This window comes from Terasakiispira papahanaumokuakeensis (assembly GCF_001709345.1).
GTDB lineage: Bacteria > Pseudomonadota > Gammaproteobacteria > Pseudomonadales > Halomonadaceae > Terasakiispira > Terasakiispira papahanaumokuakeensis.
Genome location: NZ_MDTQ01000001.1, coordinates 1,234,806 through 1,258,321, shown reverse-complemented (window position 1 = coordinate 1,258,321; position 23,516 = coordinate 1,234,806). Strand labels below are relative to the sequence as shown.

The 23,516-nt window shown below is 48.5% G+C and carries 21 protein-coding genes; 7 read left to right on the top strand and 14 right to left on the bottom strand.

From position 1 onward, the window contains the following. Positions 1-521 precede the first annotated feature (521 nt). Complete coding sequence (locus BFW38_RS05495; RefSeq protein WP_068997477.1) at positions 522-2,156, bottom strand: acyl-CoA synthetase; 1,635 nt, start codon at positions 2,154-2,156, stop codon at positions 522-524. Positions 2,157-2,861: 705 nt separating this feature from the next. On the opposite strand from BFW38_RS05495, the gene BFW38_RS05490 reads away from it, so the two are divergent. After that, complete coding sequence (locus BFW38_RS05490) at positions 2,862-3,335, top strand: MaoC/PaaZ C-terminal domain-containing protein (protein ID WP_068997476.1); 474 nt, start codon at positions 2,862-2,864, stop codon at positions 3,333-3,335. 74 nt (positions 3,336-3,409) lie between these two features. Here the strand turns inward: BFW38_RS05490 and BFW38_RS05485 are convergent, their stop codons facing one another. From BFW38_RS05485 to BFW38_RS05475, 3 genes are all read right to left on the bottom strand, one after another. Further along, complete coding sequence (locus BFW38_RS05485) at positions 3,410-4,585, bottom strand: MFS transporter (protein WP_068997475.1); 1,176 nt, start codon at positions 4,583-4,585, stop codon at positions 3,410-3,412. Between the two features lie 311 nt (positions 4,586-4,896). Then, complete coding sequence (locus BFW38_RS05480) at positions 4,897-6,072, bottom strand: vWA domain-containing protein (protein ID WP_068997474.1); 1,176 nt, start codon at positions 6,070-6,072, stop codon at positions 4,897-4,899. 2 nt (positions 6,073-6,074) lie between these two features. Beyond that, positions 6,075-6,920, bottom strand: coding sequence for an AAA family ATPase (locus tag BFW38_RS05475; RefSeq protein ID WP_068997473.1), 846 nt, complete (start codon positions 6,918-6,920; stop codon positions 6,075-6,077). Between the two features lie 391 nt (positions 6,921-7,311). Here BFW38_RS05475 and cysK point away from each other — a divergent pair, with 391 nt between their 5' ends. Beyond that, positions 7,312-8,283: a cysteine synthase A gene (gene cysK, locus BFW38_RS05470; protein WP_068997472.1), complete on the top strand. Its 972-nt coding sequence runs from the start codon at positions 7,312-7,314 to the stop codon at positions 8,281-8,283. Between the two features lie 165 nt (positions 8,284-8,448). Here the strand turns inward: cysK and BFW38_RS05465 are convergent, their stop codons facing one another. Further along, positions 8,449-9,333 (bottom strand): DMT family transporter, encoded by an 885-nt coding sequence (locus BFW38_RS05465; RefSeq protein ID WP_245686078.1) that lies wholly within the window; start codon positions 9,331-9,333, stop codon positions 8,449-8,451. Between the two features lie 391 nt (positions 9,334-9,724). Here BFW38_RS05465 and BFW38_RS05460 point away from each other — a divergent pair, with 391 nt between their 5' ends. Together BFW38_RS05460 and BFW38_RS05455 are read left to right on the top strand one after the other, a co-directional pair. After that, positions 9,725-11,128 carry an APC family permease gene (locus tag BFW38_RS05460; protein WP_068997471.1) on the top strand — a complete coding sequence of 468 codons (1,404 nt, stop codon included), beginning with the start codon at positions 9,725-9,727 and terminating at the stop codon, positions 11,126-11,128. Positions 11,129-11,403: 275 nt separating this feature from the next. Then, on the top strand, positions 11,404-12,018 hold the full coding sequence (locus tag BFW38_RS05455; protein ID WP_068997470.1) for a cytochrome b: 615 nt from the start codon (positions 11,404-11,406) through the stop codon (positions 12,016-12,018). Between the two features lie 97 nt (positions 12,019-12,115). Here the strand turns inward: BFW38_RS05455 and BFW38_RS05450 are convergent, their stop codons facing one another. Continuing rightward, entirely contained in the window at positions 12,116-12,907 is a 792-nt protein-coding gene (locus BFW38_RS05450) for a transporter substrate-binding domain-containing protein (RefSeq protein ID WP_068997469.1), read from the bottom strand. Between the two features lie 259 nt (positions 12,908-13,166). On the opposite strand from BFW38_RS05450, the gene BFW38_RS05445 reads away from it, so the two are divergent. After that, positions 13,167-13,820 (top strand): YceI family protein, encoded by a 654-nt coding sequence (locus BFW38_RS05445; RefSeq protein WP_218186366.1) that lies wholly within the window; start codon positions 13,167-13,169, stop codon positions 13,818-13,820. Positions 13,821-13,829: 9 nt separating this feature from the next. Here BFW38_RS05445 and BFW38_RS05440 read toward each other — a convergent pair whose 3' ends face one another. After that, positions 13,830-14,261: a winged helix-turn-helix transcriptional regulator gene (locus BFW38_RS05440; protein ID WP_069000232.1), complete on the bottom strand. Its 432-nt coding sequence runs from the start codon at positions 14,259-14,261 to the stop codon at positions 13,830-13,832. A gap of 237 nt (positions 14,262-14,498) precedes the next feature. On the opposite strand from BFW38_RS05440, the gene BFW38_RS05435 reads away from it, so the two are divergent. Then, on the top strand, positions 14,499-15,107 hold the full coding sequence (locus BFW38_RS05435) for an NAD(P)-dependent oxidoreductase (protein ID WP_068997468.1): 609 nt from the start codon (positions 14,499-14,501) through the stop codon (positions 15,105-15,107). 233 nt (positions 15,108-15,340) lie between these two features. On the opposite strand, the gene BFW38_RS05430 is transcribed toward BFW38_RS05435, so the two are convergent. Together BFW38_RS05430 and rlmM are read right to left on the bottom strand one after the other, a co-directional pair. Beyond that, complete coding sequence (locus BFW38_RS05430) at positions 15,341-15,853, bottom strand: hypothetical protein (RefSeq protein WP_068997467.1); 513 nt, start codon at positions 15,851-15,853, stop codon at positions 15,341-15,343. A 145-nt stretch (positions 15,854-15,998) separates the two neighbouring features. Next, entirely contained in the window at positions 15,999-17,087 is a 1,089-nt protein-coding gene (gene rlmM, locus BFW38_RS05425; protein ID WP_245686077.1) for a 23S rRNA (cytidine(2498)-2'-O)-methyltransferase RlmM, read from the bottom strand. Between the two features lie 429 nt (positions 17,088-17,516). Here rlmM and fdhA point away from each other — a divergent pair, with 429 nt between their 5' ends. Then, the gene (gene fdhA, locus BFW38_RS05420; protein ID WP_068997465.1) at positions 17,517-18,704 is read left to right on the top strand and encodes a formaldehyde dehydrogenase, glutathione-independent; all 1,188 of its coding nucleotides are present in this window, start codon (positions 17,517-17,519) and stop codon (positions 18,702-18,704) included. A gap of 103 nt (positions 18,705-18,807) precedes the next feature. Here the strand turns inward: fdhA and queF are convergent, their stop codons facing one another. The 5 genes from queF to BFW38_RS05395 all read right to left on the bottom strand — a co-directional run bounded on the left by queF (position 18,808) and on the right by BFW38_RS05395 (position 23,430). Then, the gene (gene queF, locus BFW38_RS05415) at positions 18,808-19,659 is read right to left on the bottom strand and encodes an NADPH-dependent 7-cyano-7-deazaguanine reductase QueF (protein WP_245686076.1); all 852 of its coding nucleotides are present in this window, start codon (positions 19,657-19,659) and stop codon (positions 18,808-18,810) included. Positions 19,660-19,692: 33 nt separating this feature from the next. Next, a complete protein-coding gene (locus tag BFW38_RS05410) occupies positions 19,693-20,481 on the bottom strand; it encodes an ABC transporter permease (RefSeq protein WP_425427885.1) in 789 nt (262 codons plus the stop codon). 15 nt (positions 20,482-20,496) lie between these two features. Then, the gene (locus BFW38_RS05405; protein WP_068997463.1) at positions 20,497-21,447 is read right to left on the bottom strand and encodes an ABC transporter ATP-binding protein; all 951 of its coding nucleotides are present in this window, start codon (positions 21,445-21,447) and stop codon (positions 20,497-20,499) included. Positions 21,448-21,695: 248 nt separating this feature from the next. Further along, positions 21,696-22,808 (bottom strand): NADH:flavin oxidoreductase/NADH oxidase, encoded by a 1,113-nt coding sequence (locus tag BFW38_RS05400; RefSeq protein WP_068997462.1) that lies wholly within the window; start codon positions 22,806-22,808, stop codon positions 21,696-21,698. A gap of 196 nt (positions 22,809-23,004) precedes the next feature. Next, on the bottom strand, positions 23,005-23,430 hold the full coding sequence (locus tag BFW38_RS05395) for a DUF6691 family protein (protein ID WP_342668841.1): 426 nt from the start codon (positions 23,428-23,430) through the stop codon (positions 23,005-23,007). Between the last annotated feature and the right edge of the window lie 86 nt (positions 23,431-23,516).

Sequence of the window (23,516 nt, the reverse complement as noted above, 5' to 3'; positions counted from 1 at the left end):
AAGTCTCACACGACAATGCTTTCAGCCTACACGTCCCAAACAGGACATGCTGCCCATTAATCAAATAAGCCTGACAGACCAGACTTCAGTATCCCGTATCTATTTGCTCAAACAGAGTGTCGCCAGCAACTTTCAAAATCTCGACAAAGTGCAACTTCGATTGAAAACTCGCGACTCACTCCACCTGACCATTCAAATTCAAACGGCCGTATTACTATAACGACCCCACCAGCTGTCGCCAATAGTGACGTTAACGTTAACATTCCCCCTTTAGTCTCATAAGATTAAACTCATTAAACCCACTTTGCAGCGCATCTCACGCCCAAGAAAAATAAACCGAGTAGACACGGCGTCATCCATCAACCCAATAAACTATGCCCAACACGATTCAGGTCTCAAAAAACGATAAAAAGCCGGAGACAAGCCCCGGCTTTAATAGATCCGCGCCTTCAATCAACAACAGACGCGACAGACAGATATTCAATACAACATTCTGATGAAGCAAAATACAATAAAGTATTTTATTTCAATGCCTTGGCTTCACCCCGTAAGCGGAATTTTTGAATTTTACCGGTAGACGTTTTCGGCAGCTCACCAAAGATGATGGTCTTGGGCGTTTTAAAGTGAGCCATATGCTCACGACAAAAGGCGATCAATTCAGCTTCGGTCACTTCATGGCCAGGTTTTAAATTAATGAAAGCGCAAGGGGTTTCTCCCCACTTTTCATCCGGGCGCGCAACTACAGCCACTTCAGACACCGCCGGGTGGCGATACAGCATATCTTCCACTTCAATCGATGAGATATTTTCTCCTCCCGAAATAATCACATCTTTAGAGCGATCTTTAATTTCTACATAGCCATCAGGGTGCCATACGGCAAGATCACCAGTATGAAACCAGCCGCCATGGAAGGATTCTTCAGTTGCCCTAGGGTTTTTCAAATAACCTTTCATCACCAAGTTGCCGCGAATCATAATCTCGCCCATGGTAATGCCATCTTGTGGCACAGCTTCCATGGTTTGCGGGTTAGCAATCATCACCCCTTCTTGCAATGGCGCTTTAACGCCCTGACGTGCTTTAAGGCGGGCACGCTCATCTAATGGCAGCTCATTCCAATGATCATGCCAAGCACACACGACACAAGGCCCATAAGTTTCCGTTAACCCATAGACATGCGTCACAGCAAATCCCATCGCTTCCATTCCTGCAATGACTGAAGCCGGCGGGGCCGCACCTGCAGTCATCACTTTCACTTGATGCTCAATACCTTGCTTAAGACTATCATCAGCATTATTCAACATATTCAATACGATAGGCGCGCCACAGAAATAATTGACGCCATGAGTTTTAATGGCATCAAAAATCGGCTCAGCACGAACCTGGCGTAATGACACCCCAGTTCCCGCTGCGGCCGCAATCCCCCATGGGAAACACCAGCCATTGCAATGGAACATCGGGAGAGTCCATAAATAAACGGGGTGCTGCACCATATCCCAAGAGAGGTTATTGGACAGCGCATTCAAATGCGCCCCGCGATGGTGATAAACCACACCCTTAGGGTTCCCTGTTGTCCCCGAGGTGTAGTTCAACGCAATGGCCTCCCATTCGTCATCAGGCACCGACCATTCAGCATTTTCATCGCCCGTCCCCAAAAAGGCTTCATAATCGGTATCACCAATCAAAGCCCCCCCGTCATAGAAAGGATCATCAATATCAATGACCCGAGGACGCTCAGCCCCCATCAACTTCAATGCCTGCTCGGCAGAAGCAGAAAACTCTCGGTCGACAAACAAAATGCGAGTCTCGGCATGCTGCAAGATAAAGGCGATCGACTCCGCATCAAGTCTCGTGTTTACCGCATTCAATACAGCGCCAGCCATTGGTACAGCAAAATGCGCTTCAAAGAGTTCGGTAATATTAGGGCAAATAAACGACACCGTATCGCCTTTGCGCACACCGGCTTTGGTAAGCGCCGACGCCATCTGCACACAACGTCGATAGGTCTCGGCCCACGTCTGTCGTCGGTCATGATGGATATGCGCCAAACGTTCCGGATAAACACGAGCCGTTCGCTGCAAAAAAGACAGGGGTGTCAACACTTCATGGTTAGCAGCACCACGTTCAAGCCCCATTTCGAAAATATTAGTTGATGACATCAAGGCGTCCTCACAAAGGGTTCGTACTTTTATCGTGCGTACGTTTCATAATGATTCTTTAACGAACAAGTGCTCTCAACTGAGTAAATTCCAAACTATTCAATCGCCACAAAATAATTTAACTACTTGTTTATAAAAGCACTTTCCATAAAGAGCGCGTACTTATTAGAATCCCTTGAACACGGCTCACATACTCGGCGCTTCAGCAGGATCATCCTAATCAAAACCATGCATAATCCCTTCACTTAACTAACCGTTGGTGTTCACCACGTCTTCGACAACGTTTATTCGCATTGTCGACATTAGACCCTAGACATTAGCCCGACGCTGCGACGCAACAAATGCCACCATGGTGGCATTGCCAAACTCACGCTACCGACCTAGCGCATGCTTGTTTTGACTTAAATCAGTTTATGGTGATATTGGCTTTAAAAGCGCTATACTGCACCGCACAACAAACCAACAGAGACCATCAACGAACATCGCTCATTACGCTGTCCATACAACATGCTCTAGCACTATGACAGACGGTGTAGCGGCAGATTGGCATAATGGTCGATGGGTGTAACGGTAGAATAAGCAAGCCCTATTCAAATCATGCTTTTTCTATACGCAGCTCATTACCGGTGCTTTAAGCTCATCGCTTTTTTCACCATAATTCAGGGATTCATCGCGCAAAGCCGATGATTTAAGGAGAGAATACTCATGAGTACACTGGAAAATCGCCCCTACGACACCCTCAAAGTTGGGGATCAAGCGACTTACGAGAAGACATTGACTGAACGTGAGTTGGTATTGTTCGCAGCCGTTTCAGGCGATATGAACCCATTACACTTGAACGACGATTTTGCCAAAACCACCCAGTTTGGTGGTCGTATTGCTCACGGCATGTGGTCTGGTTCATTAATTTCTGCCGCACTGGCGATGACGTTACCGGGGCCAGGTACAGTCTACCTAGGTCAGGAAGTGAAATTCAGTCGCCCAGTACGTCTCAATGACACTTTAACGGTGACTTTAACGGTGAAAGAGCTACGTGATGACAAAAAAATTGTCACACTGGATACCACTGTCACCAATCAAGAAGGTAAGAAAGTCGTCACAGGGACAGCCACTGTGATGGCCCCCACCGAAAAAGTGACGCTGGAGGCCCCAGACTTACCCGACATCAGCATCGGGTAACGCGTCGTATAGCGTATACGTGTATAGAAATAATGCGTTTGGCGGTTGTAGAACACCTCATGCCAACATCCATATCATCCGGCAGGATGAGCACTGGAGTGAAGGCGCAACCGCCAGGCTAATGGAATGGTAAGCAAGGCATAGCCTGAAAGCACCCACAAGATATCTTCTGCATCCCCCGACGTATCGGCCAAAATACCGCCAAGAAGAGGCATCACGAAAGACACCACATACCCAATCGTAAAGCAGCCAGCGGACATGCGCCCAACCTCATCGGCGGGCACCATGGAAGGGACCAGTGACACCATCAGGACTAACAAAATAGCCGAGCAAAAGCTCAATGCCACCACACACACCACAGCCCATGCACCACTTCCCCACCAAAAGCCCAGTACTAATAAACAATCCAACATAACGCATAACAAAATCGGTAAACGCTTACCCACCCAATAGTGCGCAGCCTTCAACATTAAAAAAGAGGCCAACACCTGCATAAAATTAAACCAGAACAACACCTGATCCAATGCATCGAGCACACCACGCGCCTTAAGCAAACTCGCCATATGCGCATTCAGGCCAAAAAACAAAGTCGAGCTACTGCCTAAGATCAGCCCCATTTGCCACACCAAAGGGTGTCGCCAGTCAGGCATCCATCCTGGGCGTCGCACGGGTTGATCAGGTTCATGATCCCTGGGCCATTTCAATGCGAACACCAACAACAACGCCGGTAGAGACCAGACCCATAAGGCAGCTCGCCAGCTCCCTTCAACCAGCGGCATGACAACAGGTAATGTCAACCCTGCCGAGATAAATTCCCCCATTAACATGCCATTCATGTAAACCGCTGAACCCAAAGCAACTTGCTCATAAGACAGCCATCTAGGCAACAATGCCGGTAACGCAGGTTGCATCACTGCAATCCCTAGCCCCATGAGCGCACTCACCCCTAACAGGCTCAAATCGCTTTCAGCCACACCTCGCAGCGCAGAGCCTATCGCGACCAAGACCAGCGCCATCATCAAAGCGCCTCGAGCCCCCAAGCGAGCAATGGCCAAAGCGCCAGGAACCGCACCAATGGCAAGCATCAAAACCGGCAAAGTCGTTAAAGCACCGAGGGTGGTACTGTCCAGAGAAAGTTCATCACCTATAAAAGGAGATAAAGGCGGGATCACCAACACCGGCACCCGCAAATAAAGACCGGTAAGCCATAACAATAACAAAACACCAAAACGCGGACGTATTGCCGCCATACAGCTTTACTCCTTGCCAATCATGGGTAATAGAGAGCTCCAAACAATAGATGGTCCAAACAATAGCGCGATAGAAAGCATTTCAATAGAAACAATGCTGGACCCGTACCGAAAAAAACCGCCAGCCCGAAGGCAGCGGTTTAATAAAGGGGTATGGTTGCATCATATCATTGATCTAGAGGGGGTTGACCTGCCCTTGCAATTAAAACACTCACTTATCAAAACCTTAGCTCATCAGAACTTAGCCCATCAAAACTTAGCTCATCAAAACTTAGCTCATCAAACCCTGGCTCATCAAAACATGTCTGGGCTTATTGCATCAAAGCCCTCATCGCTTGATCCAGGCCTTCAAGCGTCAGAGGAAACATCTGCTGATCCACTAATTGACGCACCATACCAATCGAAGGCGTGTAGTCCCAATGACGTTCAGGGATCGGATTTAACCATATCAAATGCGGCCACTTTTGCCGCACTCGTTCAAGCCAAACAGCGCCAGACTCATCATTGAAATGTTCAACACTCCCACCGGGAGAAGTCACTTCCCAAGGCGCCATAGAGGCATCACCGACAAAAATCACTTTATAGTCTTCAGCAAATGTATGCAGCAATGAGGTTGTCGAGGTGCGCTCATTCATTCTCCGTACGTTATCACGCCATACAGATTCATACAGGCAGTTATGGAAATAAAAGAATTCTAGGTGCTTAAACTCACTACGACAGGCTGAAAAGAGCGCTTCCAATTGCGCAATATGCGCATCCATCGAACCGCCAATGTCTAAAAAAAGCAGAACTTTCACCGCATTGTGACGTTCACGACGCAATCGAAGATCCAAATAACCACCATTACGAGCGGTGGCCCGAATCGTCTCATCCAGCGCAAGCTCTTCTTGAGCACCTGTCCGTGCAAATTGACGTAAACGTTTAAGCGCTACTTTGATGTTACGCGTCCCTAACGCCACGCTGTCATCTAAATTACGGAAATGACGTGTCTCCCAAACTTTAGCCGCTCGTTGATGACGGGACTCTCCACCAACGCGCACCCCCTGAGGATGATAACCGCCATGACCAAAAGGAGAAGTACCGCCTGTCCCAATCCACTTACTCCCTCCAGCATGGCGTTCCTGCTGTTCTTTCAGACGCTCTTGAAACTGCTTCATCAAATCATCAAGGCTGGCCAAGGAATCCAGCTGAGCTTTATCCTGCTCCGATAAAAAACGTTCAAAACTTTGGCGCAACCACTCATCTGGAATCACTTGATTGAGCAACTCATCCAGATCCGCCAAACCTTCAAAATAACACCCAAAGGCTAAATCGAACCGGTCATAGAACTTTTCATCTTTAACCAAGCAAGTCCTCGCCAGCAGATAAAACTCATCCCAGTCAGCAAAAACCAGATTCCGCTCAAGCGCCCGAATCAGATCCAGCAGCTCACGAGGTGTCGCGGGCACTCCAGCGGCACGGACTTCCATAAAGAAATCCACCAGCATAATTAACGCCCCTTACGTCGCTGCATAAAGGCCAATCGTTCCAACAAACTGGCATCCTGTTCATTCTTGACCAAAGCACCACATAAAGGCGGGATCGACGAGCCCGTATCCTGATTCAGCAATTGCTCACGAGACAACTCGTCAGCCATCAGTAATTTGAGCCAATCAACTAACTCAGAGGTTGAAGGCTTTTTCTTAAGCCCAGCAACGTCTCTCAAATCGTAAAAAACCGCCAGCGCACGATCCACCAATTGAGCTTGTATTTGCGGGAAATGAACGTCGACAATTTGACGCATTGTTGAAGCATCTGGAAAACGAATAAAGTGAAAGAAACAGCGCCGTAAGAAAGCATCGGGCAGCTCTTTCTCGTTGTTAGAGGTAATAATAATAATGGGTCGATATTTGGCTTTAACGGTTTGCTGAGTTTCATAAACAAAGAACTCCATGCGATCCAGTTCCAGCAGCAAATCATTAGGAAACTCAATATCCGCCTTATCGATTTCATCAATCAGCAATACGGCTTGACGCTCACTGGTAAAGGCCTCCCAAAGCTTCCCGGGCACAATATAGTTACTAATATCATGCACCCGATCATTCCCCAGTTGAGAATCTCTCAAACGAGAGACGGCATCATACTCGTACAGGCCCTGCTGAGCCTTGGTCGTCGATTTAATATGCCAAGTGATTAAAGGGGCGTCTAAAGCATCGGCAACCTGTTCAGCCAATAACGTTTTACCCGTTCCAGGTTCGCCCTTGATTAAAAGCGGTCGCGCCAACGTAATGGCGGCATTAACGGCCACTTGTAACTCATCTGTAGCCACATATTGATCGGTTCCGGTAAATTGCATGAAATACCCTCTTTTGCCTTATGAGCCACGGGTGGCGAGCGTTATCCACACTTGCAAGCACATCCCCTTAGGCGACCACTACGGTCTTTCAAGATCATCTTTTAAGACCAATTTTTAAGACCATCGCTTAAGACCATTTCCCAAGATCACCGCTTAACCATACCTCTTAAGATTGTAATCTCTCGATAGTGTACTCAGCTTACCAGGACAAACTCAAACAAGTGTTCGCTTCATATCGCATATCCATCGTCTCAAGAGCCCTTATTGTTAAATGCTATAAAAAAATGGCGATAAATAACTGGATTTTGAACTTTGAGACGCCTAACGTGGCCTAAAGCCTCATCACGAGAAGCCTAATTTCATCACCTTGATCCGAATGAAAGGAGCCATCATGAGTCGGATTTTTGAAGACAACTCACTCACCATTGGGCAGACGCCCTTGGTTAAAATTAATCGCCTGACCCAACATCCCAAGGTATACGCCAAAATTGAGGCACGCAATCCGGCCTTTTCGGTCAAATGCCGCATCGGTGCGAATATGATCTGGGAAGCAGAACAGCAAGGGCTTCTCAAACCTGGTATGGAAATTATTGAACCCACGTCAGGTAATACGGGTATTGCGCTATGTTTCGTGGGCGCTGCTCGAGGCTACAAAGTCACCCTGACCATGCCCTCATCCATGAGTATTGAGCGCCGGAAGGTCATGAAAGCGTTAGGGGCCAATATTGTCCTGACAGAACCGGCCAAAGGGATGAAGGGGGCAGTCGATAAAGCACAGGAAATTGCTGAGAGCGATGCTGCTCGTTACTTTATGCCGCAACAATTCGATAACCCAGCCAACCCTGCGATCCATGAAAAAACAACCGGCCCTGAAATTTGGCAAGACACTGATGGCGAAGTTGACGTCGTTGTCGCAGGCGTTGGTACCGGTGGCACCATCACGGGTATCAGCCGCTATCTGAAACAAACTCAGGGCAAAGCCATCACTTCAGTGGCTGTTGAGCCTGAAGAATCGGCCATTATCACACAAGCCCTCAAGCAAGAAGACATCACCCCTGGGCCACACAAAATTCAAGGTATTGGGGCTAATTTTATTCCTAAAAACCTGGATTTAGGCCTACTGGATCGTGTTGAACCGGTTAATGCCGATGACGCCATGACCATGGCTCGTCGTTTAATGACTGAAGAAGGTATTCTTTGCGGGATTTCCTGCGGTGCTGCAATGACAGCCGCCCTTCGCTTGGCCGAACAACCTGAATTTGCGGATAAAACGATTGTGGTTATCCTGCCTGATTCTGGCGAACGCTACCTCTCGACACCGTTGTTTGATGGTGTCTTCACCGATAACGAAACACAGCAATAGCAGTAACCTGAAGTCGCGCCCTGAAAGGCGGCTTGTGTACCTTAGGCTTGTGTATCTTACGCTTGTGAACCTAATGTTCGTATAAATAAGTTGTATACAAGCACGCCTTTCAGAGATCACTTTCGACCAGCGTTCGTTTAATATATTTATCACACTGGATTAATATCAGCGCTTCCAAAGTGTATTGATCAATGCACCCGCAATAATCAAAACCCCGCCAAGCAGTGTCCAGAGCGTCGGAATCTCCCCAAACCACAGAAATCCGAGCAAAGTCGAAAAAATCACCTGGATATAAGCATAAGCACTGGCTTTCCCGGCTTGCTCAACAGCCATCGCCTTGGTCAAACCGATTTGACCAATTTGAGTAAAAATACCGACTAACAACATCAACCCGACTTGCTCCCAAGTCGGCATCACAAAAGCAGGACCTAGCAATAGCACTGAAATAGGTAAGGCAATCATGGGGAAGTAGAAGATAATGACAGAGCTATCCTCTGTACGGCTTAATCGACGGACCACGACATAAGCACTCCCACTACCTAAAGCCCCTAACAGCGCAGCCCCTAAACTCCACCAAGAAGCATGCGTTAAAATACTATGATCCCACTGCGGCAATGAGACCACGATTAAGCCTAAAAGGCTTAACCCAATGCAGGCCATAGTTGCCCATTGGATTCGTTCTTTCAGGAAAATCAGCGCCAAGATCGCCGTAAACGTAGGGTAGGTATATTGCAGTACTGTTGCCTGAGCCAAAGGCAGCGTTGTGACCGAATAAAACACGGCCATCAATGCCAAAGCGCCGAGCACACCACGCAAAACCAACAGTGATTTACGGTGGCCCCAAGGAGAAATATGTTTACGTCGAATATCCGCGTAACTGATCACCAAAGAAACCAATGAACGCGCCGCCACAATCTCAAGTACAGGAATTCCCGCAGTCCCTAACGCTTTGACACACGCGCCCATCAAAGCAAATCCAAGAGCCGATAGCAGCATGAAACGTACGCCCGGCGGTATGCGCTGAGTCAGCGCCAGACTGTCATTCAACAAAATTAAATTGTCCTTATCGGCACATCATTGATCATCAAGACTGTCACTACAGCCCTGCTCAAAGCGCATCATGATAGGCGTCAGATCAGCGAGGGTCGAGTCTTTAAAAAGCACCGACTCCCGAGCAATAACCCTTTAATACTTAAGGGTAATAAGAAAAATTTCCGCGAAGATCCTCTGAACACTGTACTTGGCTCAGCGTTCAATGTTAAATATATCAGACACAAATAATAGATAAAACCAAATAGAAAGCAGTAGCTGATAGATATTGAGATGGTTTCATCCGTCACCTTATCTATCGTTCAACGCTTTCAATCGCTCAGATGAATGGAGTCACTCCATCACCAGAGCCTTGAAGACACGCCAATAAATATATAATAACGGAGATGTCATGCCACAATCCGATAACAGCAATAATCTAGTGCGCGTTCTGGCGCGCAAAGATGTTCTAGCACTGGCCTTTGGCGCAATGATTGGCTGGGGCTGGATCGTGTTAACAGGGAAGTTTATCGTCAATGCAGGCAGTATTGGAGCCATTGTCGCCTTTTTAATTGGTGGTGCGGCTGTAATCTTGGTTGGCCTCACTTATGCCGAATTGGCGGCCGCCATGCCCAAAGTCGGTGGAGAACACGTCTATAGCTACCGCGCACTAGGGCACTTTGCCTCTTTTATCTGCACCTGGGCGATTATACTTGGCTATATCAGCGTTGTTTCTTTTGAAGCCGTTGCCCTCCCCACAGTCGTTGAAAGCCTGTTCCCAGGCTACTCTGTCGGCCACCTTTGGACAATTTCTGGCTGGGATGTGAATTTCACATGGGTCCTGGTCGGCGTCGCAGGCTCTCTTGTGATGATGGCCATCAACTATGTCGGCATCACCATGGCCGCACTCATTCAACGCTTAGTCACACTCTTGATTCTAGCCGTCGGGGCTTTATTTATCAGCGGTGCCCTCTTTACAGGGGAAACGGCAACACTACAGCCCCTATTTCATGGTGGTAGCGGCGGCATCATGACCGTCATGATCATGGTGCCATTTCTGTTTGTCGGCTTTGATGTTATTCCACAAGCGGCAGAAGAAATTAACCTCCCTTTTCGCGATATCGGTCGAGTCCTGACCCTGTCTGTTATTCTTGCCGTGGTCTGGTATGCCTTGATCGTTTTGGGCACGTCTTTGATGATGCCAGCCTCAGCACTGGGCGGTGATGTACTCGCTGTTCCGGCCGCCATGGAACAAGTTTTCAATGCTCCCTGGGCCTCCAAGCTCATGATTCTCGCTGGCGTTGCGGGCATTATCACCAGCTGGAATGCCTTCTATATCGGGGGGTCACGTGCGATCTATGCACTGGCTCATGCGGGTATGCTACCCACGGCACTCGCCAAACTTCACCCTAAATATAAAACACCGACTAATGCCATCCTCCTGATTGGTATTTTGTCCACTCTCGCCCCCTTACTCGGCCGCCCGGCAATGGTATGGCTGGTCGATGCCGGTGGGCTGGGAATCGTGATTGCTTACTTATTTGTGGCTTTGTCATTTTTAGTGTTAAGAATCAAAGAACCCGAAATGCCACGCCCATTCTTTGTTCGTCAGGGCAAGTTGGTCGGAGCACTCGCTGTTCTCTTATCATTAGGCATGACAGCACTTTACCTGCCCTTCAGCCCATCAGCGCTAACACCAGCAGAGTGGCTGGTCTTTGGTGGCTGGATGATTGGAGGCTTATTGATGTACGTTTGGGCACTGAAGCGCTACGGCAAAGAATATGCAGTGAAAGCCATGGCACATGAATACGAGTAATTCAGAGCTAAACGCTCAATTTTAAACATCCCCCCATCAACGGCTTCCACGCCCTTGATGGGGGCTTGAGCCCACGTGAGTGACGTCACTGATGCTCTGACACGCCTCTAACCACCCGCTAGACCGCAAGAAACCTCTTCGTCTTCACATTATTGCTGCCACTCACTTAGGCCACCATGAGGAACCTTTCCGTTATATTCAGAGTCTTTAGGTGCTTTAGTTTTCAATTAAACCGACCCCTCACCTCTGATGACCCTCGATTGAAAGGATCTCTCATGTCAACACCTCCACCAACCCCCTGTTCTCCTTGGCTCGATACACCAGCACGTTATGGGCGTATCAGCCGTATTCTCCACTGGCTCACGGCAAGCCTTGTCATTGCTCAATTCATCGTGATTATCAGCTGGGGATTATTAGGTAAAACCGCATTGACAATGCAGCTGGCCCAGATTGCTCCGCATGGCGCAGTTGGCTTGATGCTATTGGTTGTAATCGTTATCCGCAGCCTGTGGCGTTTTCACCAACGCCATCAAAGGCCAGCCTCAGAAAAGCGTTTCACCGGGCAAGCAGCCAGAGCTGTACACCATCTGTTTTACGGATTACTCATACTTATTCCAGGGTTAGCACTTTTACGCCATTATGGTCGGAATCGAGCTTTCGAGTTCTACAGTATTGAATTAATCCCCTCATCGGGGCGTGAAATCTCGTGGCTCATGACCCCTGCGGACCTGCTTCATGGTGTCATGGCTTGGCTACTATTGGCCTTAGTCATCGGTCATATTGCCATGGTGGGCGTGCACCAATGGCTATGGAAGGATAAAACATTGGACAAAATGACCGGGGCACTCACGCCCAAAGCAAGTGGCACTCAACGCACCCCATCAATCTAACAGATTCAATCTTAACGTATTTCCAGAGGGCTCATGACGCCAAGACACACTCGGTGCTTTATTCCGTCGTCATGTTGAACGTCATGAGCCATACGGTTTAAGGCTGTGCACCAATCCACTGTTCAGCCATACGGCTGTATGCCCCCGTCTCTTGGCTCAAATGTAGCCATTGATCAACATACTGCTTCCAACTCATATCATCACGGGGCAATAAGTAGGCTTTTTCACCATATTGCAGCGGCTGATCAGGATTGACCGCACATAATCCTGGAAAACGTTTTTGTTGGTATAACGCTTCAGAGGCATCCGTAATCATGACATCTGCTTTATGATCCACCAATTGCTGAAAAATCGTCACATTATCATGAAACAGGTTGAGCTGAGCCTCAGGCAAATAACGATGAACAAAGGCTTCATTGGTGCCCCCAGCAGGCTCAACCAATCGAACATCAGCCCGGTTCATTTGAGCCACAGTTTCGTAACGCGCTTGATCTTCACAACGAACCAGCGGAATTTTGCCATCAGTCCCTAGAGATTTGGCATACCAAGCCTGCTGCTGACGTTGCAATGTGATAGAAATGCCACCAACAGCAATATCACAATCTTTGGCCAGAAAATCTGGCATCAGTGTTTTCCATGTGGTGGGGACCCATTTGACTTCGGCCTCCAAGCTTTCAGCCAAAGATTGCGCCATCGCCACATCAATCCCTTCATATTGACCATCCGGGCGCAGGTAGCTGTAAGGCTTATAGTCTCCAGTCGTGCAGACACTTAATGTGTGAGTCTCTTTCACCCGATCGAGTCGTGAAACCTGCTCAGCTTGCACAGACGTCCATGGCGTCAAAGCAAGAGAAACCAAACAAAGTGCCAGCGATAGTGTTTTTTTCATTATGAGGGGTAATCCAGAGTTGAGTGAGTTGACTTCATACGGGTTATTAACGCCCTCTTTGATTAGCGGTCTATTTGATTGACAAAATTTAATCAAGAAGGCGACGCAATATAGCCCCTTTATTCTAATCAAAACACAAGGGAATCAACATCATGAAGTGGTATGACCTCAACGGAACAGCGCCACTTATTTGAGGTCAGTCGATATCAAGGGCAAAGTATTGTACATCCGATATAGAGCCAGCCAAGGAGGTATCGATATGCTAAGCAGACTCATCACTCAAACCAGCAGAAGTGACTTCATGATGGCGTGTTATGGCGGCGGTTTCAGACGCGCTTTAATGCTCCTAGGCCTACTGACCTTCTTCACTGGCAATGCCGCTGCAGAGACCAAGGCTTACCAACTAGACCCAACGCATACCAGTGTGATTGCGTCATGGGCGCATTTTGGTTTTTCCCATCCGACAGCCACTTTCAATAAAGTCCGTGGCACCATCCAATTTGATCAAGATGACCCCACAAAATCCAGTGTCGAGATCACTCTACCGGTCAATACAATCAAGACAGGCGTTCCAGAACTGACTCAAGAATTAATGAACGCCACTTACTTTGATGTTCAAGCTCACCCTAATGCGACTTTCACCAGCAGTCACGTTGAAGCAGCCGGACACAATGCAGCAGGGCAACCCCAATACAATGTTCATGGCAGCCTCGTCATTAAAGAGATTTCACAACCGGTTGTCTTCCACGCCACTTTAAATAAAATCGGCGAACATCCCATGGCGAAAGTTCCAGCGCTAGGGTTTGATGCCAAGACAGTCATTAAGCGAAGTGACTTTAATCTGGATAAATATGTCCCACATGTCAGCGATGAAGTGACATTACATATTTCATCAGAAGCGACCGCACAGTAGTCCTCAACGTCATTTAGGCTGTTGCCACTGACGCTCGGCAGGCTGATAACGTTGCCGAGCGTTCACAATATCGCGATGATGATCATCTGCCCAGCCCACCAGTGTCCGCATTGGTTTAAGAAATGAATGGCCCAGGGGCGTTAGTTCGTACTCAACGCGCGGTGGAATTTCTGGGTACACTTCCCGTGTAATGAAGCCATCTTGCTCTAGTTTTTTTAAAGTGCGAGAGAGCATCTGCTTAGAAATATCACCGATTTCGCGCATCAGTTCATTAAAGCGCTTTTTCTCAGGATATAACGTTTCCAGAACTAACAAGCTCCACTGGTCACCAATACGGTTTAAAACATCACGAATGGGGCAAGGCTGCTCAAAAGGAGGTTCATTGGCCGAAGCTGAATGAACCGATAAGGGTGACGTTTTAGATGATGAAATCTTTGGCATATCAATTCCCGCTTGACCCAATCCGATTGTTGGGTCCAATCCCATTTGATGATCAATAACGACTTACAAAGCCCCAGTGCAGGCCATGGTCATCACCATGTGACCTAGTCTCATGGCGATGACTCCTTGTTCAGCACAACGATTAATCCTAACCTAACCCACATAGTCTACAAAGCAGACTGAGTCACTATTTCATCCCATGATGATACATGAATCCATTACTCAGGAGTCAACTCAATGAACATTGCACTCATTGGCGCATCAGGCCAAGCCGGCTCAAGAATTATCAAAGAACTATCTGATCGAGGACATACAGTCACAGCCATTGCCCGACATCCTGAAAAAATTGCCTCACTTCCTGGCGTCACCCCCATTCAAGGTGACTTATTTGATATCGATGCCACAGCAAAGCAGCTGCAAGGCCATGATGCTGTCGTGAGTGCCGTTCACTTTCTCGATAGCGACTTTGAAACACTGATCCAGGCTGTACGCCAATCGGGAACACCTCGCTACTTGGTCGTTGGCGGTGCAGGAAGCCTTGAAGTGGCGCCGGGTCAAATGCTGATTGATCAACCTGACTTCCCTGAAGCCTATGCTGCAGAAGCCCGTGCAGGAACAACGTTCCTTACCCAACTGAAGCAAGTGACTGATCTGGACTGGACCTTCCTTTCACCCTCCGCCATGTTCATACCAGGTGAGCGCACAGGAAAGTTCCGTTTAGGACAAGATGCCTTATTAAGCAATGAAGCAGGTTCTAGCATCTCATTTGAAGACTATGCCATCGCCATGGTGGATGAAATCGAAAATCCACAGCATAGCCGTCAGCGATTTACGGTCGGTTATTAACACCTCGCCCAGCGGGCCTCTCATTCAACGGGCCCGACAGAGCGATACAAGCATTGCAATAACAGAAAACGACCTGAGCAGCCACAAGCCGCTCAGGTCGTTTTCATGAGCGTCATTGCGTTGCGGTATACATCACTCCGCCACCTAGCCACTCGGTGAAATATCTACACACTGACACCACCTTACATGCAAAAATCCACCAACAGCTCAGACAAAATCAACCCCAAAGGTCGCTAATCGTCAGAAAAATCAAAGTCACGCGCTTGAGCTTTTCGAACAACCGACTGCAACCCCTTAGTCACATAGCCAGTACCGTAATTGCTGACTCGTATCGCCCAATCCAAGACGTAAACGCCTTTAGGCTCAAAATCCATACGATTATACTCAAGGTCTTTAGCATGCCATGTCAAATAACCAGCAGAGACAAAGAAGTAACTCAGATTATGCTTACCAGGCGACACCTTAATCGCTTGATATCCGGTCACATCAGTCCTCAAGAAGCCACCCCGTTGAGCATTGGGAAGAGGGGTATCATCCACTTTAGAAAAGAGGATAAGCTGGTGCTCACCCACAAAGCTCTGATTGGGTCGGGATATACCGTAAACAGTCGCCGCGTCAGGATCACCGCCGGTGGTATCAAAAATCTCGACAGACTCTGGCGTTACTTCTCGCGCATAGTCTTTGTACTGATGACCGGCACAGCCGGACAACACCAGCATCGCAAATAATAGGCCCCAAACTTTCATCGTGATGCAACATCCCTGCGATTTAAAAGAAGGCGCTATTATATAAAGCGTTTCAAGGCCGCCAAGGTGCAGGCCCACTCATTCAACACAATGAGACAAAAAGATATACATTACACGCATGAACAAACTGATTGACACTATGAACTCAAGATTGGCGCCAGATGTAGACCGTGACTTCCTCTCGATCATGATAGAGATGCTTACACGCCATCTGATAGCGAAGTCCAGCTTCGTCCAACGCAGATTGGATATGTGACAAAGCCAAATCCACGGCATCCCATCGTTTTTTCATCGGGAGTTTGAGGTTAAAAATGGTCTGTCGACACCAGCCATTTAACAGCCACTGAATGACCATATCGGCAGTACGCGCGGGTTTGTCCACGATATCGCAGACCATCCATTCCACCCCTTTGCTTGGCTGCCAGGCGTAGCCATCCTCTCGAACATGCTCCACTTGGCCTGAATCCATTAAGCCTGCATTCATTGGACCATTATCTACCGCGGTCACCATCATATGGCGCTGTACCAGCTGCCAGGTCCACCCCCCTGGCGCGGCGCCTAAATCAACGGCTTTCATCCCTGGCGCCAGTCGCTGATCCCATTGATCAGCAGGAATAAATTGATGCCACGCCTCTTCCAACTTGAGTGTGGAGCGGCTAGGAGCCTCCTTAGGAAACTTCAAACGTCGAATTCCCATAGGATGCGGATTAATCTCATCGGGGCATCCCCAACCCAACATGAGCGTATCGCCTGCAACCAAAAAGACAAACAGCGTCGGTAGATCCGATCTCAGCTTGCGAGTGAGGCGATTTTGCTTCTGTAACTTACTGAGTAAAGGTTTGGATAATGACTTACCTAGCCCAACCAATGCCTTACCGTCATTGGTATCGGGGTATTCAACCACCAACTGCCCCGCTCTGGGCCAACCGGCAAGCGCCTCAAACACAGGACCTAGACGATTCTCACGATCCAGATGAGCCAGCACCACAACGGGATACCATTGGCGCGCAAACACTAATTGGTCCAAGTGCAGTTGACCTAATAACCGTTCAATATCTTGTCGGCCATTGGCAGGCACAAAACAGACATAGGCTTCGCCCGTCTTGCAATAACCATAAATACCAAGTTCAGCAGCCTTGGTTTGCACCTCAAGCGCACAGTCGGATTCAAACCCAGCACGACAATAGAGCACAAGCGTTTCAAGGTTATCAGGCAGGTGCTGAGCGGGCATCATATTCTCCACAGAACAAACGAATCGCACAAAAAATAAATTGCACGAAGCAAATAGATTAAAGGAAGCAATTCTAACACTTTCCCGTCATCAAAAACGTGCGAATGACACACCACCCCTTAGCCCCTATTCATACACAGACGATAAAAAACACCGTCCAGAAAAAACGACATGGGACTAAAGAATGAGCCCTCATGTCATACAAGTCTCTTCCTTAGCTGAACATGAGATTGCTATTCTGCGAGTGATCCTGAAGCACGGATGCAACATGGGCAACAGGATCACACGAGTCAGGCGCAACAGAGCACACCGGAAATGCATCGATGGCCTATACAGGACAACTTCCTGTTCCCAGGGGCATTTCCACGCTTTAAACGGATTATTCGAACAAGATGTTTAAACACCTTATGCTTTGAACAGTCAGGAGTATTTATGGCCAGCAATCGTGGAGTGGTATACGTCGAGCCCGGCAAAGTTGAAGTACGGGATATTGATTACCCTAAAATGCAAAACCCGCACGGCCAGCCTATCGAGCACGCCGTGATCCTCAAAGTGGTGTCGACCAATATCTGCGGTTCCGATCAACACATGGTACGCGGACGAACGACCGCTCCAGCAGGCATGGTGTTAGGCCATGAAATCACTGGGGAAGTGATTGAAAAAGGAAAAGACGTCGAGTTTCTGAATATCGGTGATTTAGTCTCTGTACCCTTCAATGTCGCGTGTGGTCGCTGCCGCACTTGTAAAGAAGGCCATACCGGCGTCTGCTTGCATGTCAATGAAGATCGTGCAGGCGGCGCTTATGGTTATGTTGATATGGGCGGCTGGGTTGGTGGTCAAGCACACTATGTTATGGTGCCTTACGCCGATTTCAACTTGCTCAAGTTCCCGGATAGAGATCAGGCCTTAGCTAAAATCCGTGATCTCACGATGCTGAGCGATATCTTACCGACAGGATTCCATGGTGCACTCAAAGCCGGAGTCGGTGTAGGTTCCACCGTTTATGTTGCAGGTGCTGGCCCTGTTGGTTTAGCCGCTGCGGCCTCGGCAAGAATCCTTGGTGCCGCAGTCGTTATGATCGGAGACTTCAATAAAGACCGCTTGGAACATGCGCGAAAAATGGGATTTGAACCCATTGACTTAAGCCGCCATGACCGGCTGGGTGAAATGATTGCCGCGGTTGTTGGTGAACCGCAAGTCGATAGTGCCATTGATGCCGTTGGGTTTGAGGCTGTCGGACACAGTGGCCGAGAACAACCCGCCGTCGTACTCAACCAAATGATGGAAGTGACTCGCGAAGCTGGCTCTATCGGGATTCCTGGGCTCTATGTCACTGAAGATCCCGGTGCAACGGAGAAGGCCGCTCAAACGGGAAATCTGAGCCTACGTTTTGGTTTGGGCTGGGCTAAAGCTCAATCCTTCCATACGGGCCAAACGCCTGTCGTACAGTATAATCGACAACTCATGCAGGCCATCCTTCACGATCGCCTCAATATTGCAGATATTGTCAATGCGCAGATTATTTCACTTGAGGATGCGCCCAAAGGTTACGCTGAGTTTGATGCCGGAGTGGCCAGCAAGTTTGTGCTCGACCCCCATGGCATGCTTGGTGCAGCCTAATTATCCATCAGGCCAGTGATGAGAAATGACATGGCCGCCCGAACAATGGGCGAGCCATGTATTCATTCAACGCTAATCCACCAAGCGGCCTGACAGTCGACGGCTATTGGCGGACATCCCGCCAATCCGGTGCACGTTGATCACTTGTACTACGCCATGGATTAATATCCAACCCGCCACGTCGTGTATAACGCGCCTGCACAGATAAGTGCTCTGGATGACAGCGTTCCTGCAAATCCAAAAACATCTTTTCAACACAGTGCTCGTGAAAATCATTATGGCGACGGTAAGAGACGATATAACGCAGCAACCCCTCAGGATTAATTTTAGGCCCCGTATAGTCGACAACTACTGTCGCCCAATCAGGCTGCCCCGTCACCGGACAATTACTTTTCAACAAATGGCTATACAAACGTTCCGAAACCACATCACCTGAAGCCGATAATAAAGCCGGCTGAGGCGCAGCCAGATCATCGCAGTCCACTTCAAGTTCATCTAAACAGTGGCCTATTGGACGCTTGATATCACGCTCAATCCAGTCATCCAAATGCATTAGCTTGACGTCCACCGGCGCACCAGCCGCATCGCTTAAGTGAGTTTCAAGCCACTGCTGTACTTGCGACTGAGAAGCACGCGTCTGATTCAGGCTATTGAGATAAAGTTTAAATGACTTGGACTCAATGATATTGGGCGATTGAGCAGGGATTCTAAACTCAGCAACACGCACGACAGGCCGCCCACCCGGCAACAACCAGGACACCTCATAAGCGGTCCATACATCTTCCCCAACGAAGGGTAATACCTGATCAGCAACAACTCCGAGAGGCTCTCGTTGTGCTTGACGCGGAATAGGGTATAACAAACTAGGGTCATGTTGATCCACATACCCCTGCGTTTTACCTAAGGGCGCAGCGCCCAAGTGCTGCTCAAAGCTCTCCATACGCGATTGCTCCATTCGTTTGATCGTTCATCATGCTTCATCCCTTGCTCAGCTGCGAATCCCGCGACCACGCTCAAGCAGCCATAATGCCAAAGCCGCAAAAACAACAATAAATCCGCCTATTGCTGCCAGTGCTGCCCAGACATTGATGTCGGAAACACCCAGAATACCGTAACGGAATGTATTCACCATATAGAGGATCGGATTAAACATCGAAATAGCCCGCCAGAAATCAGGCAGCATATCGATGGAATAGAACACACCGCCTAGGTACGTCAGAGGCGTCAGAATAAACGTCGGCACAATCGCGATATCATCAAATTTACGGGCAAACAAAGCATTAATAAAACCACCGAGTGAAAACAAAACGGCAGTCATCACCACCACCGCCACCATCACAAAAAGGTTATGAATCGTGAGGTGAGTGAAAAACATCGACAATAAAGTCACGACCAATCCAACCAGTAACCCACGAGAAACACCCCCCAGGACATATCCCCAAAGAATGACCCAACTGGGAACAGGCGCTACCAATAACTCTTCGATAGACCGTTGGAATTTTGTGCTGAAGAATGAGGACACCACATTGGAGTAACTATTGGTAATCACTGCCATCATGATCAAACCAGGCACAATGAACTGCATATAGTTAAAGCCGCCCATTTCACCAATTCGGCGCCCGACGAGGTTGCCAAAAATCACAAAGTAAAGCGACATTGTAATGGCAGGCGGCAGCAGCGTTTGAGGCCAAATCCGGGTGTACCGGCGCACTTCTTTAACCAGGATTGTTTCAAAGGCAATCCAGTGATATTTACTCAACATAAACCGACTCAACATGAGTGCTCCTGAATATTAAACAGTCACCGGAATATCTGATTGTGCAGGCTTATCATTGGGCTCTGCGACCAAGTGAACGAACAGCTCTTCCAATCTATTGGCCTTATTACGCATACTCACGACCTCAAGACCGTTCGCCTCAAGCACTTGAAATACACGGTTAAGCGTCTGCCCTTTTTGAACCTGAATTTCCAGAGTTGTGGCATCGGTGCGGTGCACATCAAAACCTTCAATCACTGGCGCCTGCTCAATAGGTCGAGCCAAGTCAAAGATAAACGTTTCACGATCAAGCTGACTCAGTAGCGCTTTTATACTGGTGTTTTGAATAATTTCACCATGATTGATGATGGCAATATTACGACACAGGCTTTCAGCCTCTTCCAGATAGTGAGTGGTCAGAATAATCGTGGTGCCTTGTCGGTTGATTTCCTGCATGAACTGCCACATAGAGCGTCTCAATTCAATATCGACACCAGCGGTTGGTTCATCAAGAATTAACAACTTAGGTTGATGAATTAAGGCTCGGGCAATCATTAATCGGCGCTTCATTCCACCAGACAACATACGTGATTGCACATCACGCTTATCCCAAAGTCCTAAATCACGAAGCAACCGTTCGGCCACAGGTTTTGCATCAGCCGGGCGAATCCCTTGATACCCCGCAGCCGTCATGACAATGTCATAAACTTTTTCAAACTGGTTAAAGTTAAATTCCTGCGGTACCACACCGATCATCTGCTTAGCCTTAGCGAAGTTCTGATCAATGCTCTGTCCAAAAATCTCGACAGAACCACTGGTTTTACGCACTAAAGAGCACACAATGCCCAAAGTGGTCGACTTACCGGCCCCATTGGGGCCCAACATGGCAAAGAAATCTCCTTCTTCAACATCCAGATCAATGCCTTTAAGGGCTTCAAAGCCATTATCATAAGTCTTGCGTAACTGACGGATAGAAAGCGCTTTCATGCTGTCTCGCAAGTTTGTTTTTTAAAGGAGTCATCACCTGACAACATCAGGTGAAAGCGAATGAATAGGGACTACCGGTGAAATCACTGAGGGTAAATATCATCAATTTTTGATCATCATTCAAAAAGCGCCAGCCGAAGCGACACTCATCTCGCTCCGGCCAGGTAAAGCGACAAGTTTAACCACTCAGAAAATAAAATGCGCGATAGAATACAGCGATCACCGATGATGGCTCTTATGAACCATAATCATAACTGCTCATCATAACGGACCAAAAGTGAGGATAGCCCATGAGGCTGGCAACGCAGATACTGAGGCGCCGCCTTGACCGTATCACCGAGAGCTGCCGCAGCATGCCAAGGCCAACGTGGGTCGTAAAGAATACCTCGGGCGATCGCAATGGCATCAGCCTTTGATGTCGTTAAAATCGCTTCTGCTTGTTCCGGTTCAGTGATTAAGCCAACAGCAATCACCGGCATATCCACCGCAGCTTTAATCTCTTCAGCAAAGGGGACTTGGTAGTTGGGCTCGACTTTGATCCGTTGATGCTCCGTTAAGCCTCCGCTAGACACATGAATAAAATGACAGCCTCGCTCATCCAAAGCCTTGGCCAATGCAACACTTTGCTCCAGTGCCAAGCCCCCTTCAGCCCAATCAACCGCACTGATCCGAACACCTAATGCAATATGTTCCGGTAAAACCGCTTTCACGGCATCAAACACCTGCAATGGCAAACGCATACGGTTCTCTGCCGAACCACCATACTGATCGTCTCGATGATTGCTCAACGGCGACAAAAACTGATGCATGAGGTAACCATGCGCAGCATGCAGTTCAATCGCATCAAATCCTGCCTCAACAGCACGCTCAGCGGCCGCGACGAAGTCGTCAATGACTTGATCAATTTGCTCAGAAGTCATCGCCACAGGCACAGGATCACCTTCAGCATAAGCCATCGCACTCGGGGCTAAAGTCTGCCAACCGTGCGGCTGATCCGGTGCTATCGCCTGCCCGCCATGCCAAGGTTTTTCAGTGGAAGCCTTGCGTCCCGCATGTCCCAACTGAATGGCTATCGGCATGGGCGAATAACGTCGAATCGACTGCAACACCCCAGCCCAAGCCTCTCGCGTACGGTCATTCCAAATGCCCGCATCCGCATCAGTGATACGTCCCTCCGGACTTACCGCACTGGCTTCAACAATTAATAATCCAGCACCCGACTGGGCTAAATGGCCCAAGTGCTGATGATGCCAAGGCTGAATGACGCCCTCTTCTGCCGAATACTGGCACATAGGCGCAATCACAATACGGTTCTCTAACGTCAATGGGCCGAGAGATAGCTCACTGAATAACTTAGACATTACATTCCCCCTCAAAAACGGCAACATGCCCCGCCATACTCACGTCCCAAAGACAAAGTACAGCATGATGCATGCAAATGGATAGAAGGGATATATAGGCAGCTACATATTATTTCTAGTCAACAACTCAAAAGATCTTAGATTTTTTATAACCCACAACGCCAAAAACAAGCCTCTCAAAACAGAGATCGCAAGATCAACGTTGCCATGACCAGCGCTGAGCAGCCCACCAACCGACAGCCATCATGATTACCAATCCCCATACCGACAGATCACCGGTATTCAACGCAAGCAATGCAGGCCCTGGACAATAGCCAGAAAGCCCCCACCCGAGACCAAATAAACTAGCGCCAATCACAAGGGGACGATCCAAGTCACGTCGGGTCGGCCACTCAAAGGTGGCTGACAACCATGGTCGACCAAGACGACGAAGTAGACGAAACCCCACAAAGGTCGTCAGCACAGCCCCACCCAATACGGCCATCAACGTAGGATCCCAGTCGCCGGTCACATCCAAGAACCCCACAACGCGCTGAGGATCCGTCATCCCACTAACGACTAATCCGATACCGAACAAAAGACCACTCAATAACGCCATTAAGCAATTCATGATGACCTTCACCACAACCTCCAGCACCTCATTGACTCATTGACAAACGCCACATACTCAACCGAGGACCACACCATAAGGGTGATCGTGAGGACAAC

What these genes read in the sequence shown, in the direction of transcription:
- BFW38_RS05495 (WP_068997477.1), bottom strand. Translation starts at nt 2,156, where the DNA reads ATGTCATCAACTAATATTTTCGAAATGGGGCTTGAACGTGGTGCTGCT.
- BFW38_RS05490 (WP_068997476.1), top strand. Translation starts at nt 2,862, where the DNA reads ATGAGTACACTGGAAAATCGCCCCTACGACACCCTCAAAGTTGGGGAT.
- BFW38_RS05485 (WP_068997475.1), bottom strand. Translation starts at nt 4,585, where the DNA reads ATGGCGGCAATACGTCCGCGTTTTGGTGTTTTGTTATTGTTATGGCTT.
- BFW38_RS05480 (WP_068997474.1), bottom strand. Translation starts at nt 6,072, where the DNA reads ATGCTGGTGGATTTCTTTATGGAAGTCCGTGCCGCTGGAGTGCCCGCG.
- BFW38_RS05475 (WP_068997473.1), bottom strand. Translation starts at nt 6,920, where the DNA reads ATGCAATTTACCGGAACCGATCAATATGTGGCTACAGATGAGTTACAA.
- cysK (WP_068997472.1), top strand. Translation starts at nt 7,312, where the DNA reads ATGAGTCGGATTTTTGAAGACAACTCACTCACCATTGGGCAGACGCCC.
- BFW38_RS05460 (WP_068997471.1), top strand. Translation starts at nt 9,725, where the DNA reads ATGCCACAATCCGATAACAGCAATAATCTAGTGCGCGTTCTGGCGCGC.
- BFW38_RS05455 (WP_068997470.1), top strand. Translation starts at nt 11,404, where the DNA reads ATGTCAACACCTCCACCAACCCCCTGTTCTCCTTGGCTCGATACACCA.
- BFW38_RS05450 (WP_068997469.1), bottom strand. Translation starts at nt 12,907, where the DNA reads ATGAAAAAAACACTATCGCTGGCACTTTGTTTGGTTTCTCTTGCTTTG.
- BFW38_RS05445 (WP_218186366.1), top strand. Translation starts at nt 13,167, where the DNA reads ATGCTAAGCAGACTCATCACTCAAACCAGCAGAAGTGACTTCATGATG.
- BFW38_RS05440 (WP_069000232.1), bottom strand. Translation starts at nt 14,261, where the DNA reads ATGCCAAAGATTTCATCATCTAAAACGTCACCCTTATCGGTTCATTCA.
- BFW38_RS05435 (WP_068997468.1), top strand. Translation starts at nt 14,499, where the DNA reads ATGAACATTGCACTCATTGGCGCATCAGGCCAAGCCGGCTCAAGAATT.
- BFW38_RS05430 (WP_068997467.1), bottom strand. Translation starts at nt 15,853, where the DNA reads ATGAAAGTTTGGGGCCTATTATTTGCGATGCTGGTGTTGTCCGGCTGT.
- rlmM (WP_245686077.1), bottom strand. Translation starts at nt 17,087, where the DNA reads ATGATGCCCGCTCAGCACCTGCCTGATAACCTTGAAACGCTTGTGCTC.
- fdhA (WP_068997465.1), top strand. Translation starts at nt 17,517, where the DNA reads ATGGCCAGCAATCGTGGAGTGGTATACGTCGAGCCCGGCAAAGTTGAA.
- queF (WP_245686076.1), bottom strand. Translation starts at nt 19,659, where the DNA reads ATGGAGCAATCGCGTATGGAGAGCTTTGAGCAGCACTTGGGCGCTGCG.
- BFW38_RS05410 (WP_425427885.1), bottom strand. Translation starts at nt 20,481, where the DNA reads ATGTTGAGTCGGTTTATGTTGAGTAAATATCACTGGATTGCCTTTGAA.
- BFW38_RS05405 (WP_068997463.1), bottom strand. Translation starts at nt 21,447, where the DNA reads ATGAAAGCGCTTTCTATCCGTCAGTTACGCAAGACTTATGATAATGGC.
- BFW38_RS05400 (WP_068997462.1), bottom strand. Translation starts at nt 22,808, where the DNA reads ATGTCTAAGTTATTCAGTGAGCTATCTCTCGGCCCATTGACGTTAGAG.